15 protein-coding genes and 1 tRNA gene are annotated in these 12,697 nt (G+C 54.5%); 3 read left to right on the plus strand and 13 right to left on the minus strand.

Going from position 1 to position 12,697, the window contains the following annotated elements:
• Positions 1-74 precede the first annotated feature (74 nt).
• Positions 75-1,883, plus strand: a complete 1,809-nt coding sequence (gene recJ / locus JZX88_RS05530) for a single-stranded-DNA-specific exonuclease RecJ (protein WP_174029468.1) — start codon at positions 75-77, stop codon at positions 1,881-1,883.
• 129 nt (positions 1,884-2,012) lie between these two features.
• On the opposite strand, the gene JZX88_RS05535 is transcribed toward recJ, so the two are convergent.
• The 9 genes from JZX88_RS05535 to JZX88_RS26430 all read right to left on the minus strand — a co-directional run bounded on the left by JZX88_RS05535 (position 2,013) and on the right by JZX88_RS26430 (position 7,529).
• Positions 2,013-2,087 (minus strand) — tRNA-Glu (locus tag JZX88_RS05535).
• Positions 2,088-2,569: 482 nt separating this feature from the next.
• Entirely contained in the window at positions 2,570-3,889 is a 1,320-nt protein-coding gene (locus JZX88_RS05540) for a site-specific integrase (RefSeq protein WP_206912836.1), read from the minus strand.
• Between the two features lie 183 nt (positions 3,890-4,072).
• On the minus strand, positions 4,073-4,519 hold the full coding sequence (locus JZX88_RS05545; RefSeq protein ID WP_206912837.1) for a hypothetical protein: 447 nt from the start codon (positions 4,517-4,519) through the stop codon (positions 4,073-4,075).
• 94 nt (positions 4,520-4,613) lie between these two features.
• Positions 4,614-5,516 carry a hypothetical protein gene (locus JZX88_RS05550; RefSeq protein ID WP_206912838.1) on the minus strand — a complete coding sequence of 301 codons (903 nt, stop codon included), beginning with the start codon at positions 5,514-5,516 and terminating at the stop codon, positions 4,614-4,616.
• Positions 5,516-5,716: a hypothetical protein gene (locus JZX88_RS05555; RefSeq protein ID WP_206912840.1), complete on the minus strand. Its 201-nt coding sequence runs from the start codon at positions 5,714-5,716 to the stop codon at positions 5,516-5,518. Before JZX88_RS05555 ends, JZX88_RS05550 begins: the two co-directional genes overlap by 1 nt.
• A complete protein-coding gene (locus tag JZX88_RS05560; RefSeq protein WP_206912841.1) occupies positions 5,713-6,495 on the minus strand; it encodes a helix-turn-helix domain-containing protein in 783 nt (260 codons plus the stop codon). The genes JZX88_RS05555 and JZX88_RS05560 overlap by 4 nt, the downstream gene beginning before the upstream one ends.
• Positions 6,495-6,893 carry a single-stranded DNA-binding protein gene (locus tag JZX88_RS05565; RefSeq protein ID WP_206912842.1) on the minus strand — a complete coding sequence of 133 codons (399 nt, stop codon included), beginning with the start codon at positions 6,891-6,893 and terminating at the stop codon, positions 6,495-6,497. The genes JZX88_RS05560 and JZX88_RS05565 overlap by 1 nt, the downstream gene beginning before the upstream one ends.
• 20 nt (positions 6,894-6,913) lie before the next feature.
• Positions 6,914-7,261, minus strand: coding sequence for a hypothetical protein (locus JZX88_RS05570; RefSeq protein ID WP_206912843.1), 348 nt, complete (start codon positions 7,259-7,261; stop codon positions 6,914-6,916).
• Between the two features lie 73 nt (positions 7,262-7,334).
• Positions 7,335-7,529, minus strand: a complete 195-nt coding sequence (locus JZX88_RS26430) for a helix-turn-helix domain-containing protein (RefSeq protein WP_206912844.1) — start codon at positions 7,527-7,529, stop codon at positions 7,335-7,337.
• Positions 7,530-7,642: 113 nt separating this feature from the next.
• Between JZX88_RS26430 and JZX88_RS26435 the strand changes: the two genes are divergently transcribed.
• On the plus strand, positions 7,643-8,134 hold the full coding sequence (locus JZX88_RS26435) for a hypothetical protein (protein ID WP_371741088.1): 492 nt from the start codon (positions 7,643-7,645) through the stop codon (positions 8,132-8,134).
• Positions 8,135-8,570: 436 nt separating this feature from the next.
• Here JZX88_RS26435 and JZX88_RS05585 read toward each other — a convergent pair whose 3' ends face one another.
• Positions 8,571-8,930 (minus strand): helix-turn-helix domain-containing protein, encoded by a 360-nt coding sequence (locus tag JZX88_RS05585; protein ID WP_206912845.1) that lies wholly within the window; start codon positions 8,928-8,930, stop codon positions 8,571-8,573.
• The gene (locus tag JZX88_RS05590; RefSeq protein WP_206912846.1) at positions 8,930-9,229 is read right to left on the minus strand and encodes a pyocin activator PrtN family protein; all 300 of its coding nucleotides are present in this window, start codon (positions 9,227-9,229) and stop codon (positions 8,930-8,932) included. The genes JZX88_RS05585 and JZX88_RS05590 overlap by 1 nt, the downstream gene beginning before the upstream one ends.
• 1,095 nt (positions 9,230-10,324) lie before the next feature.
• Between JZX88_RS05590 and JZX88_RS05595 the strand changes: the two genes are divergently transcribed.
• Positions 10,325-10,552 (plus strand): hypothetical protein, encoded by a 228-nt coding sequence (locus tag JZX88_RS05595; protein ID WP_206912847.1) that lies wholly within the window; start codon positions 10,325-10,327, stop codon positions 10,550-10,552.
• A gap of 32 nt (positions 10,553-10,584) precedes the next feature.
• Here the strand turns inward: JZX88_RS05595 and JZX88_RS05600 are convergent, their stop codons facing one another.
• Both JZX88_RS05600 and JZX88_RS05605 read right to left on the minus strand, forming a co-directional pair.
• Entirely contained in the window at positions 10,585-11,007 is a 423-nt protein-coding gene (locus JZX88_RS05600; protein ID WP_206912849.1) for a hypothetical protein, read from the minus strand.
• Positions 11,008-11,783: 776 nt separating this feature from the next.
• Positions 11,784-12,638 carry a hypothetical protein gene (locus tag JZX88_RS05605; protein ID WP_206912850.1) on the minus strand — a complete coding sequence of 285 codons (855 nt, stop codon included), beginning with the start codon at positions 12,636-12,638 and terminating at the stop codon, positions 11,784-11,786.
• Between the last annotated feature and the right edge of the window lie 59 nt (positions 12,639-12,697).

Genomic DNA, 12,697 nt, shown 5'->3' on the forward strand with positions numbered 1-12,697 from the left:
AACACCGCATCGCCATTTAGCCCGTTCTAACTATAAGGCGCGGATATGCGCGCATGACAGGATGAAGGGACAGGATGGCAATGATGGAGCCGGCCGATGCCGTGGCCCGCGCATTTCTGAGCGTGGAGCGGTCGGCGACAGAACAGCGCTGGGTGTCGCGGCTGGATCAGGCCGGACAGAACCGTGCGCTGGCCATGTCCCAGATCCACGCCATTCCTGAACTGATCGCGCGGGTGCTTGCCGGGCGCGGCGTGGGTGTCGATGACGCCCTGGCGTTCCTTGATCCGACCATCCGCTCGCTGATGCCCGACCCGCATATGCTGACCGATTGCGAGAAGGCCGCCGAGCGGCTGGTGCGCGCGGTCGAGACGGGTGAGAAGGTGGCGATCTTCGGCGATTACGATGTCGACGGCGCTGCCTCTTCCGCGCTGATGTTTCGCTTTCTCGCGTATTTCGGGCTGACGCCGGAAATCTATATTCCCGACCGCATTTTCGAAGGCTACGGCCCGAACCCGGCGGCGATGCAGCAGCTTGCCGCCAATGGCGCGACGCTGATCGTGACGGTCGATTGCGGCTCCACCAGCCATGAATCGTTGCAGGCCGCAAGGGATGCGGGAACGGATGTGGTGGTGATCGACCACCATCAGGTCGGCACGGAGCTGCCGCCCGCCGTAGCGCTGGTCAATCCCAACCGTGAGGACGATCTGTCGGGGCAGGGGCATCTCTGCGCCGCCGGCGTGGTGTTCCTCGTGCTGGTCGCCACGCTGCGCATATTGAAGGACCGGCGGCACAGGCAGGCTTTCACGCTCGATCTCCTGTCGCTTCTCGATATCGTCGCGCTTGCCACCGTATGCGATGTGGTGCCGCTGAAGGGGCTCAACCGCGCCTATGTGGTGAAGGGGCTTATCGCCGCGCGCCACATGAACAATGCCGGGCTTGCGGCCCTGTTCAAGAAGGCGGGGCTGGGCGGGCCTGTCACACCCTATCATTTCGGTTTCCTGATCGGCCCCCGCATCAATGCCGGCGGCCGCATCGGCGATGCCGCGCTTGGCAGCCGCCTCCTGACGATCGATGACGCCTCACAGGCGGAGGTCATCGCCGAGCGGTTGGATGAGCTGAACCGCGAGCGGCAGGCGATGGAAGCCGCCATGCTGGCGGAAGCGGAGGCGGAGGCGCTGTTCGAATATGGTGATGGCTCCGGGGCGGGCGTCATCGTGACTGCGCGCGAAAACTGGCATCCCGGCATTGTCGGTCTGCTTGCCTCGCGTCTGAAGGATCGCTTCCGCCGTCCCGCCTTCGCCATTGCCTTCGATCCCTCCGGCAAGGGCACCGGCTCGGGCCGCTCGATCACCGGTTTCGATATGGGGCGTATGGTGCGCGCCGCCGTTGAGGCCGGGTTGCTGGTCAAGGGGGGCGGTCACGCCATGGCGGCCGGCCTGACGGTGGAGCGCGCCAATCTCGGCAAGCTCAGGACTTTCTTCGAGGACGCGGCGGCAAAGACCGTGAACGAGCTGGTGGAAAGCAGCGTGCTGAAGATCGACGGCGCCATCGGCGCCTCGGGCGCGACATTGCAGCTTGTCGACCAGCTGGAGCAGGCCGGTCCTTATGGATCGGGTCACTCGCAACCGATCTTCGCCGTGCCCTCACATCGCCTGCGCGATGTGAGGCTCGTCGGCACATCCCACGTCAAGATTACGCTTGAGGCCATGGATGGCTCGCGGCTGGATGGCATCGCCTTTCGCGCCGCCGAAGCGCCTCTGGGGCAGATGCTCCTGAATGCGCGCGGCAGGAACATTCACGTTGCAGGCACCGTGGGCGCCGATCTCTGGCAGGGCCAGAGGCGTGTGCAGCTGCGTGTTCTGGATGCGGCCTTCGCGCCCTGACGGGGCTGCGGAACTGCCGGGATTTTTCAGGAGCGGGGCAAGCCGCGCGTCGCAAACAGCAAGCGTCCGAATACTCACGCGTTACGTGAAGTTCTGCATATAGAGAACTGGTTTTGAAGAGGAAGCAAGTGGCACGCCCTAGGGGAGTCGAACCCCTCTTTTCAGAATGAAAATCTGACGTCCTAACCGATAGACGAAGGGCGCGTGCGCTTGTGGTGTGGCGCCCTTATAGTCAGGCTCCGGTTGCTCCGCAAGCGGAAAAATTGATTTTTTTCGCTTCACGACGAGTTTTTTTGCCGAAACCGAAGAGGCTGTGGAAAACTGCGCCGAGACTGGCCAAGGCCTTGAAATGGCGTCTCTATCGCTGCCCGACAGTAACGTCATCATGCGCCGTGCGAGGGCCGTGGCGTGTTTTTCCAACCCTTAGCTGGCATCTGCTGCCAGCAGGAATGAACGGAGGCCTTGGAAGGGCTGGGAGGGAAAGGCAAGCCGGTCGATTTGCCCGCTGGCGCCTCATCCGGCTTGCCTTCCATCGGGGGGACAGCACTCTAACGTGCAGACCCGGAATCGGTTCCGGCGCGTTGATCACGCGAGACGAATTCGCGATCTGCGCGGCAGTTTTGTATTTTTCGAGGGGGAGAACACGAAGGCAAGTGGCACGCCCTAGGGGCGTGACACTGCGAAAATCAGCCGTTGTTTTTGCTGTATTTTTTGACTGTCTTTGTCTCACTTTTTGCTACCCCTTTGGCGGGTGAGACAAAATCGTCCATATTTTGTTCTTCTGACACGACCGGCAACACCTCGCCACCGGCGCCATTATCCGGCGCCTTCTGAAGAAACTTCATGCCTTTCTCAGCCAACTTTTTGCGGTTGGCTTTCTCGGTGTAGTAGGCGGCTTGCTCCATGGTGGTCCAACCATAGATCGCCATCAATTGCTTTTCCGTCGCGCCGTTTTCAGCGGCACGCGTTGCGCCCGCCTTACGCAGACCGTGCATAGAGCAATGAAACAGGTCGGCGGCATCACACCACTTCCTCATCCTATTCCCCAGCCCCTTCACAGAGAACGGCGTGCCTCTTTCCGTTACGATGAACGTGAGGTTGCCAGTCGGGCCTTCTTCCAACGCTGATCGCAGTTCCGGCAGAATCGGTATCTCCACATCAACGCCACTCGATCTCGCTGTCTTTTTTGGCTTGATGCGTATCCATCCGTCGGCGGATAGATGCTGCCGACCGAAGATCGCCATGGTTTGCAGCCGGAAGCCGGTGAATAGGCCGATATTCAATGCGAGGCGGGCACGAGATCCAGGTGGATGAACTGCTTCGAAGCGCGTGACCTCTTCTTCGGTCCAAGTGTGGAATCCATCACCGGAATATAGTCGCTTGATCCCACTGCACGGATTAACTTTCAGCAGGTCTGCCGTTTCTACAGCCCAAGTGAACATGGCACTTATGGCTTTGACAACATCGTTACGCGCACCCGGCGTTGAACGCAGATCGTCGCGTATTTCTGTGATATGTCGTTTTTCCATAGACGCGAAGGGAAGGGTGCCCCGAGCGCGTTTCCCTTTAGGACCAAGACTGCGGCATACCTCTTCAAGGATTTTTACCCGAGCAGCCATTGTCTTGTCGGTGATGGTGCCGGCGGCGCGGCGCTTGTATTCCACCACCAGCCAATGCAACGTTCCATTGGCCGGCGCTACGATCTTCTCGCGACCGTTATCTTTTTGCTCGGCATAGGGGATGCCCAGCCTGGCGCAGGCGATTTCCTTTTCGAATTCTGCTGTACCAGGCTGTTCACGCAGGCGCACTTTAGGCTTGCCTGCCGCGCGGAAATAATACCGCGGGTTTCCGTGTCGATCAGGGTCGAAGGAGACGCCCTTCGGAAGCTTGTTGTTTTTTCGAGGTCTAGGCATCGTCCCAAGGATTGCTGCCGGATGCAGCTTCGTCAATATCGTCGTTGTCGCCAAATCCCGGCTGATGGGGCAAACGGCGGAAATGTTGGGCAAGCTCCGTCACATCGTAGACTAGGCGCCCGGCCGAAGCCATGCGAGGACGAGGCATAGTCCCGGCCGTTACCATTTTGTCGAATGTGCTTGGCGAGACGCCAACGAGTTCCGCCGCCTGCTCTCGATTGACGCCGAATGGTGGCAGTGAAGTGGGGAGAATATCGATCGTTCTGGTTCTCGCCATCACGACTTGCTCTTCTCTTTTTCGGCGAGATATTCAGCCGGGTCTATTTTCTTCACGGCAGAAGCGGGTCCGAAAGTGCCTAGTTTTTTGTCGCGATAACGTCCTTCGGCGTCGGAGTCGAATTTCGCGGCGCCGACAGTTCTAACCCATCCAACGGCATTCGACGCGGCAACGCGTTGCTCAGTCGTCAGCTTGTTGTTTCGCCGCTTTGTTTTGTCTTTTTTGACCTTGGCGAGCCATTTGTGCTTTTTAAGGAGCTCTCGCTGGATCCTCAACAAAATCGGAAACATTGATGCCGATTTGTCTTTCGGAAACTTGATCTCAAGTTCTGCCAGTCGGCACGCAACGAATGCGGCGTGTCTGGCGGATTTGAAGGAACTCGTATCCGCGTGTTTCCCATCCAGGTATCGGCGAAGCGCTGCTAGTTCATCAGGGAATACAAACATATTCATCTCCAACTGACCAAGATACGCCAGCCCCGGTTTCCCGGGACTGGCAGTTTGTTTCGGTCTTCGGAGTGCCACGATTGGCTTTACAGTCTCAGGGTGCGAATAAATCACCCTGTCTTTCAGAAATGGTAGTGCGTTGGCGTTTCGGCCGAATAGTCTTCTTCGTTTTCAAATATCGTGTGATATCCAAGTCTCGAAGGATCTCGAGGTCAACCTCGAGCCTCTGGATAAATTCAGTTTGCTCATCGATAGAATACCAACGTTCCAGTTTCAGGCGCTGCCAAGCAATCCGCAGATCGAGATCTCCCCAACATCGAACTGGTGAGGTGTCTAGGATTGCCTCCAACGCCGCTAGTCGACAGAGTACGTGGATGGGGTTGTCGTAATCATTGTAATAGGCGTATCGACGATCAAATAACTGATCCCAGTCGCGATGTTCCTGCCACGCGCCGAGTATATCCCTTGGAAGCTTGTAGGCGTGGTTAAGCATATCTGTAACTGATCTGGAAGGAGCCCGACCAGTCCAGTCGCCAAACCCGTAAATGTATTCTTCTCCGTTCGAGAAGTTCTTTCTGAGGGCGATCGGCTCCAACGTCTCCCGCAAGAGGCGCTCGCGTTCAGTTTCAGCGAAAGCTATATCAGCAGGCCCAAATTTCCGCTCCGCATCTTCGAATCGAGCTTGTGCTTTTCGTTCCTGTTCTGCCCAATACGCGGCTCGTCGTTCTTCCTCAGCCTTTTGTTTGCGCTCGTTTTCTTTTCGCAGGTTTTCCTGAGCGAATTGCCAGAATGCATTCCAATAATTGTCGTCGGCCCAATGGGTTTTGGCATTTGTTTGAGCAACATCAGCTCGGTGTAGTGCTTCGTCTAGCGTCAGGCCGGCTTTTTTCGCCATGGCTTCGGCTCGGGCTTTTGCCGCTGACCGTTCGCCCGCCGTTGCGCCGCCGGTCATGAGGGCGTGGACCTTACGAAAACGCTCGATATCAAGCTCAGACATTAAGCGGCACCTCTATTTCGGTCCAAGCGCAGAACTTTCGCGACTTCACCTTTCGCCGGGTCGACGTCGTTCATCGCCAGCCAGACGATATATGCGCGAATGCGCTGCTCGATCTTCGGTCGCGCATCGAGGATGACGGCAGAAGGTCTTGCATCTGCCCATGCAAACAAGCTCAACTGCTGCCAAGGATCCTGTTTCACGATGCGCTCCTTTTCGCTTCGTATTTTTCAACTATCTCTCGTGCAATGCGACGCGTGATAGTCCTATCGGCGCTCCAGCGTTCAAGGATTGCCGTAGCTGCTTCCGCATTTCTCCGCCCGTTCATTTCAACAATGAAGTTGCTCTGCTCGACGTAGGTTGCAGGCAGGGGAATAGGATCATCGTCGCGATCAGTCTCGGTTGAAGGCGGCCCATCGACAGAGGCCGATGAGTCCGAACGAAGTGAGGACAAAGTCGAAGCGGAGCGGAGACCGCCGAAGGCGTCATCGGCCGGGCCACGCACTCGACGTGAGGTTATGTTCTCAGGTTCACTTCCAAGGTTATGTTCTAAGGTTAGGTGACAGATTTCTGCCCCTTCGACCGACAGATTTATGTCACTTCGTGCGACAGATTTCTGCCCCTTCGTGTGACAGGAATCTGTCACTTCGGGAGCGTTGCGAACTGACAGATTTGTGTCACTTCGTATCAGTAGGAAATAGTCGAGTGAACCGTCAAAGCGAGACTTGCTGGTGTGGATGAGACCGTTCGCTCGCAAGGCGTCAACGCCGGCTCGGACGGTGCGGACGGGCAATCCAGTTGCGGTGGCAATGGCTTCGAAACTTGGGAAGAGTGCGCCATTTTCCCTGTTTGCAAATTCGTCGATGAGTGCCAGACCGACGCGAAGGGCACTTGCAGGTAGATCGCACCTACGAAGTGCAGCGCGCCAGATCCATGGCGTCTGCATGATAGCGATGTTGCTTTTCTTAAACTCGTCGGTCATCAGAAGGGCTTGTCCAGAGGCAGATCGTTGTTGAGGTCGGGATGATGTGACATTTTTCGTTGGTGGTCCGGTGGACGCCGTCGACCGCCTGTAGGACGAACTGTGCGGCTTGAAATGACCGAGTCTGCAACGATCTGAAGTTGTTCCCGTTTCTCCCCGCTGTCGGTTGTCCAGCGGCTTCGCTGGACGCGACCAGAGACACTCAGCATGTCGCCCTTCTGGTGGCGCGAGAGCGCTTCAGCGGCGTTGCCAAAAGCGACTATACCGATCCACTGAGGTGGGGCGTCGTGGTCATCGATGGTCACCGCTATCGACGCGACAGACATCGGCTTTCCCGACTGTGTGGAAATCATCTTCTGATCCTGGCCTAGGCGGCCGTAAGCTGCGGCGTGCATCATGCGGGTGGCCTCCGCTGCGTCTAGCTACGAGCGTTTGGGGCTGGTGTCTGCGGTTGATCACCTTGCAAAAAGTCGATTACCTGGCGGCTGATTTTCTGAACAAAATCAGGGTCGGAGTCCTCAAATTCCGAAAGCATCTTCTGAATCAGGGCCGCCGCTTCAAAGTTGGACGTGATCGGGAATTTCCCATCAACGATCCCTTGCCAATTGGCGAGGAAATGCTGTTCCAGCTCTGGAACCCAATCAGCCTCCATTGCGCGATCGAACGCCAACGCCTCGAGAAGGGTGGCCGGCGGGGTAAACGTCGCGGGAGCATACGGTCGCGCTGGATTTGCGGGCACGGCGGTGCTATGAACGTCGCTGTTCATTTTCTTTTCCTTTGGATTGGTAAGGATTTGATCCATGGCTCGGGAAGGTTGGCGCCTTTGCCGAGCCTTTCGTTTATTTGCTGTCTTGCATTTTGGCGAAAGAGGCGTCGATTACGCTTTTACGCCACCGCTTACTACGAAGTCCCGCGGGTTCTCCAGGCGGGATCAAGCCTTGCTTTACGTATCGGTAAAAGGTCACCGGGCTAATTTGCCACTCTTCGCAAATTTGCCGGGCCGTCAAAAGACGGTCTGGAACGTTTAAGAGCATCCGATTTTCCGTGTTTTTGATCCTCAGGGTATCATTTTTATATACCTAGTATTAACTGTTATGTCGTAGTGTGTCAATACCTTGAGCATCGAAACGTAATACCAGAGGTTCTCATGATAACAGCAGAGCAAATGCGCGCGGCGCGAGCGCTTATCCGAATGGAGCAGGCGACGTTAGCTGAAATCTCCGGGGTTTCGCTACCTACGATCAAACGTCTTGAAACGACGACTGGAGTACTCCGTGCCCAAGAGGCAACATTGGAGAGTATCGTTGGCGCGTTGCAAAGGTGTGGAGTCGTGTTCATTGGCGACAACGAGCATTCTCCGCCAGGCGGAGTAGGAATTCGTCTTGTTCGCAGTCGGGAGGCTGATGATTGGAACCGAAAGCTCGATGAGGTTTTGTCAAGTATCTCGTTAGAACTAACGAAATATCAGTACGAAAAAGCTGCTCAAAACTATAAGACTGCGGTAGGCGGAGCCGAATACGTGAAAGCGGAAGACCTGCCGGCGTTCGTTCGCGATTTGCTCGAGAATGTTGAAGATCTGCTGATAAGAACGCCCGTTCCGGGTGGCGACCTATTTGATCAGAACAAGGATGAAGAGTAATTTTTATCCAAACCGACGATGATGCGGGGATGGTAAGGATCTGTCGGATCGAAAAAAGTTCAGAAGCAATTGAGCAGGTCGAAAACTCCAGGATCGAGAGTAAAGGAAATCGCTTTGGCGCATAAACCGAGAAAAATATCAAAGCGAGAGCACCGATTTCTTAGCTCACTGTATGATTATGAATGGACGAAGGGAGCGCCAGCTGGTGTTGGAGCAAAGACTGTGCAGAAGTGCATGGACCTCGGTTGGGTTGAAGGGCGCAAGGAGTTCGGCAAAGGCCCTATACGAGGGTTCAAATTAACTCCACTGGGTGACGCCGTTCTCAAGTCCGCCGGGCCGTATGTTCATAGCTAAAGCGCGTCAGTTGGCGAAACCGCCAAACATCTATGGATTTGCCGGATTCGGGACATCAGCCGAAAATGCGCGGATGATATTTTTAGCGTCGGAGACTTGCCCGCCGTCTCAACAAGAGAGATTTCGCGTGATCAAGGACGGAAACGCGGTCGTCTAGATTCAACTTGTTCATTATCTCGATGACGGCTCTGATGTCCTCTGGCAGCTGATCCTGAACGATTGGCAATCGAACTGCGTTGCCCGTGGTCTTGTGATACAGAGCCATAATCTTGGCTGTATGCCTGTCTGGACGGACTTTTTTCGTGAGCCACTTACTCACCGCCGACTGATTGACGCCCAATGCGTCAGCAATCTCGTTTTGAGGCGAGCTCGCTCCCTTTGCGCGATAGTGCGCCTCGATCTCGCGAAGCATCTCCAAGACGCCGTGACTGATGGCGCGCATCATCGGTATCCTCGCGGATGAAATTGCCGAAATTCCTTCAGCGCGGCTTCGCGCCGGTTGTCGAGATAGTCCGCGAGATCCTGGAGATGGACGCCCTTCTGAGATTTTTGGGACGTTTCGGCTCGCACAACCGGAATTGTGATCTCGCCGGCGCCGACTTTCCGGAGAAATTTTTCTGGCGTCAGGTGGCTGAAGTAAGCTGCACAGACGTCTTCGACGGGAATGACCGCCTTGCCGCCGTACTGGGCGAACAACAAAAAAGCGGTCGAGAACTCTGAATCTTTCGTGATGATTGACAAGGCGCGGCTCCGAAGTAACGGGTTGATCGCCCTACCTGTCAGCTTTTATGTCGCCTCGCCAGTCGCGGAAAAACGCACCGTTCATTCCAATTGGAATATCTTCCAATTTTCTCCAAGTGATTGCAGGAAAAAGGAAAATTCCATCTGGAATATTGCCTCCAAATCAATTCGACTATCCACAAAAAATAGTATCCGTACCCTTCTCATCATCGTCAAAGCGACGCATATCGCCGTTTAGGGGCATGATATCGATGCGTGCGATTATGAACCTGCCTTTGGCTTTTAGATGTTGAGGCCGCGTGTCTGAATTCTAGTCCTGGCACGCTCCTACGTGGAGCTACGCTCTTTTGCGATAGCGAGCTCCTTCTCCAGCCATGAGTACCAAAGGAGGCACACCTCAGGATCATCCTCGGGGCGTAGAGCTTCAATTTCAAGAGCTACGCGATCTAGCTATCCCTCTATCTGCTCGACCGTAATGTTGGATGGAAGATGTTTATTAGTAAGCATTTGACCGGTCTCCACTTGTTGACGATCGACCGCACCTCTGTCGTTGCTCCGCAACTTCTCCTCCGTCGAAGGGAAGCCCAGAAGGAATACCGTCGTGGTGGGCGAGGGTGTCTTGGGTTTTCAAGAGCCTCCTTCTACGCGCCGCAGAGCGGCCAAATCTATCGCGCCTGCTCTGACGATTTCAGGCGACGCAATTTTGCGTCGTTTAAAGTCAGTGAGTTGAGCGTGCAGAGAAATTCCGCATTTCGCTTTGAAAATCTGCGTATTAATAAAAATTAAATCGGGTAGCTGTCGGAGCGTTATTTCACTTATTGCTGTAAGAGTTTTCCGCAACCGTCGGAAGAGTCAACGAAAATTAAATCAAGCATCATCGTTGACGGTTTTGAATTTCCAGACTCAAATCATAGCCGAATCTGATGGTTCCGACGAGAACCGAATCAAATCCAGATCGAAGAATACACAGCGAGAGAGGGGCGGCGGATGGGGCTGGGGTTGATCACCTGGTTGCTATGAGGCCGCCCCATACGATCCTCTCGTTATGTGCAATCCCGCGTCCTACGGTATCTGGGCCAATAAAGGAGAAGGCGCATGAGCGCTCCCATCTGCACGGCGAAATTCAAACTCACCAACCGCGTTGAAAATCAGGCTGGCTTCACACTGACATTCGAACCTGTTACGTCCGGCAGCCCGGAGAACGATCAGTTCTTCAAATACACCCCTTGGGGTAAGTTGGAGTTGGGCACGATCAATGCAGAAGCCGCCAATGGTTTTGTCGTTGGTGGTGAGTATCTCTTACCTTTTGTTCCGGCATATTGACAATTGCGATCCTCTGTAAGCTTGCACCTAGATCATTCAGTATATCGATAGCTCGTTAGTCGCCCAAAGTTGGCTTTGCATCTGGGGCATTTAAATGGCTTGCCCACTTCATAACTTGGCGCTGTCAGGGTGAAATTACCCTCTTCCAGACAGATCGGACAAAATGGGTCCCCTACAGGGTCACCGTTAGCGTTCTGCCGATATCGATATCCCCGTCGTTCAACGGTAATTTCTCTGCGCTGAAGGGCCTTTTTCAGACGGTCGATCTCCTCGTCCTTTTCCTTAAGGGCTTGGGCAACATCAGCTACCCCCTGTTTAGTGTCGGAAAGAGCTTCTGTTAGCTCTGCGATTTTTAATTTCATCTCTGCTTTGTCGTACTGCGCATCTATTTCGCGAAGTTCTTTGACCAAGCCCAGAGCTGCCGTAACTGCAGCGATGGAACCTGCAATGTCCATACTGTCCCCCAATATTAGGTCGTCAGAATCGAAGAAGCTGCCGTGAGATGATAGTCTGCAAGGCAGAGCGTCACCATCTTTCCTCAAAGAACGAGAGAGCTAGCATGGTGCCATCTGCCACGTTTCCGTATGCCCACGGCAAGTCAAAATAGACCCAGATGTCAACGTACTCGTCGTCTGCCGGCGGAGCGGGAGATTGGCTAAACCCGCTTCACTTCAACCCATCTGGAATGGCCCTCAATCTTAATTCTCCCGCGACTTCCTGAGGTTTCGAGCAGTGCAGACGGACGGTATTGGTACCGGTATTCATACTCGTGACTAGTCTGCTCCCACTTCTTCCCCATTTCGACATCAAATACTGCGCCGCGTTTATATCCTTTGCAGGCGCCCTTAATTTGAACATCGTCAGCCATCTCATCCCCCAAGGTTACATATGCCGGTTCTCACGAATGCACGGCACGACAGGACCGCGCAATAAACGGTTCCTAATGTTAAGGCGCCGACCGTTCCTTCGCATGGACCGCCGTGTAGTGGGGGTTGTTGCCGAAAGAAATTGGCCTCTGGTTACCGTTCCTATCTAAATGTGAGGATCGCAAAGGGTCTCCCTTTGGTCTTGACGCGCTTATCACCTCGTCTGCATTGAGATCAGTTGCTACGAGACGTCGGAGAATTTCTTCAATTTCGCTGTCATCGAGGCCGCCTGGCAGCATCCATGATCCGATCTTTTCTAGGCTATCGTATTTGGTTATCACCCAAACCGTCACAACCGTTCTCCTTCACGCTTTGTGATGCATATCGTCTAGTTTGGCCAACCAACGAATATGCCCACCCGCTTCGCTAAGCATGTAGATTGCAAGCTCGATAGGCGGCTGTGCTGGCTCTTCCGAGCCTGGCTCATGCCGATAGAAATGGGCACCATCGATCCAATCCTTGAGCGAAGCCACAAGCTTTTGCGCCAAGTTGGTGGCGGGCTTCTGTCCCTCATACAAGCGATTTACCAACGGCTCGAGATGTTTTTGGACTTCCGAGGCACTCAACTGATGAGAGTTGGCGAACATCAAGCGAAAAATGCATTCCGTGGCATGGAAGGATGCGCGAAGCGCGGCTTTACCATCGGGTGGACTTTGGTCCATGTGAGAAAAAGCCTGCTCGTATAGAGCGCGCACAGAGGTGTAACGAACTGAGCTCAGAGCTAGGATCGTAGAAGCCCGAGTTTCTTCAAAGGCTGCATCCACAGCGAAGTGGACACCACCTTCGTCGTCGACACGATAACTAACCTGCTCCTCTTGAAATATCCGACGGCACTGATCGATAAAGTTGCGCCTCCTGGTCACCTCTCTGGGGTAGTCCAAGTCAGATAGGAACTTGTATGCGCTCGTAACCAAATCGAGAACATCTCGAAGATCAAACTTTTCTACAATGCCTGGCCAGTAGCTGCTGTGAGCAGCGTTGACTACACTTATCCCATGCTCGCTTTCAACATAGCCCCCAAACCGGGAAAGATAACGATGGTCGCCCAGTGTCCCTATCAGAGTTCCAATCCGTCGTCGCATACGTTTGCTGTCGGGAAGTAGTTCGGGCTGACGTAAATAGAGATGCGAAAAGCGCATACCTTGAGGCGTGTCTTTCATGCAGCAAATCTCGATTCCAGAAGTTGAATTATTTCAAAGAAATCAAACTTATCGTGTAT

Source organism: Agrobacterium sp. OT33 (assembly GCF_017313365.1).
Lineage (GTDB): Bacteria > Pseudomonadota > Alphaproteobacteria > Rhizobiales > Rhizobiaceae > Agrobacterium > Agrobacterium rhizogenes_A.

Excerpts from the sequence above, each read along its gene's own strand:
- JZX88_RS26430 (WP_206912844.1), bottom strand. The coding sequence starts at position 7,529 with ATGCTCTTAAACGTTCCAGACCGTCTTTTGACGGCCCGGCAAATTTGC.
- JZX88_RS05600 (WP_206912849.1), bottom strand. The coding sequence starts at position 11,007 with ATGGACATTGCAGGTTCCATCGCTGCAGTTACGGCAGCTCTGGGCTTG.
- JZX88_RS05550 (WP_206912838.1), bottom strand. The coding sequence starts at position 5,516 with ATGTCTGAGCTTGATATCGAGCGTTTTCGTAAGGTCCACGCCCTCATG.
- JZX88_RS05570 (WP_206912843.1), bottom strand. The coding sequence starts at position 7,261 with ATGAACAGCGACGTTCATAGCACCGCCGTGCCCGCAAATCCAGCGCGA.
- JZX88_RS05605 (WP_206912850.1), bottom strand. The coding sequence starts at position 12,638 with ATGAAAGACACGCCTCAAGGTATGCGCTTTTCGCATCTCTATTTACGT.
- JZX88_RS05595 (WP_206912847.1), top strand. The coding sequence starts at position 10,325 with ATGAGCGCTCCCATCTGCACGGCGAAATTCAAACTCACCAACCGCGTT.
- JZX88_RS26435 (WP_371741088.1), top strand. The coding sequence starts at position 7,643 with ATGATAACAGCAGAGCAAATGCGCGCGGCGCGAGCGCTTATCCGAATG.
- recJ (WP_174029468.1), top strand. The coding sequence starts at position 75 with ATGGCAATGATGGAGCCGGCCGATGCCGTGGCCCGCGCATTTCTGAGC.
- JZX88_RS05585 (WP_206912845.1), bottom strand. The coding sequence starts at position 8,930 with ATGCGCGCCATCAGTCACGGCGTCTTGGAGATGCTTCGCGAGATCGAG.
- JZX88_RS05565 (WP_206912842.1), bottom strand. The coding sequence starts at position 6,893 with ATGATGCACGCCGCAGCTTACGGCCGCCTAGGCCAGGATCAGAAGATG.
- JZX88_RS05545 (WP_206912837.1), bottom strand. The coding sequence starts at position 4,519 with ATGTTTGTATTCCCTGATGAACTAGCAGCGCTTCGCCGATACCTGGAT.
- JZX88_RS05560 (WP_206912841.1), bottom strand. The coding sequence starts at position 6,495 with ATGACCGACGAGTTTAAGAAAAGCAACATCGCTATCATGCAGACGCCA.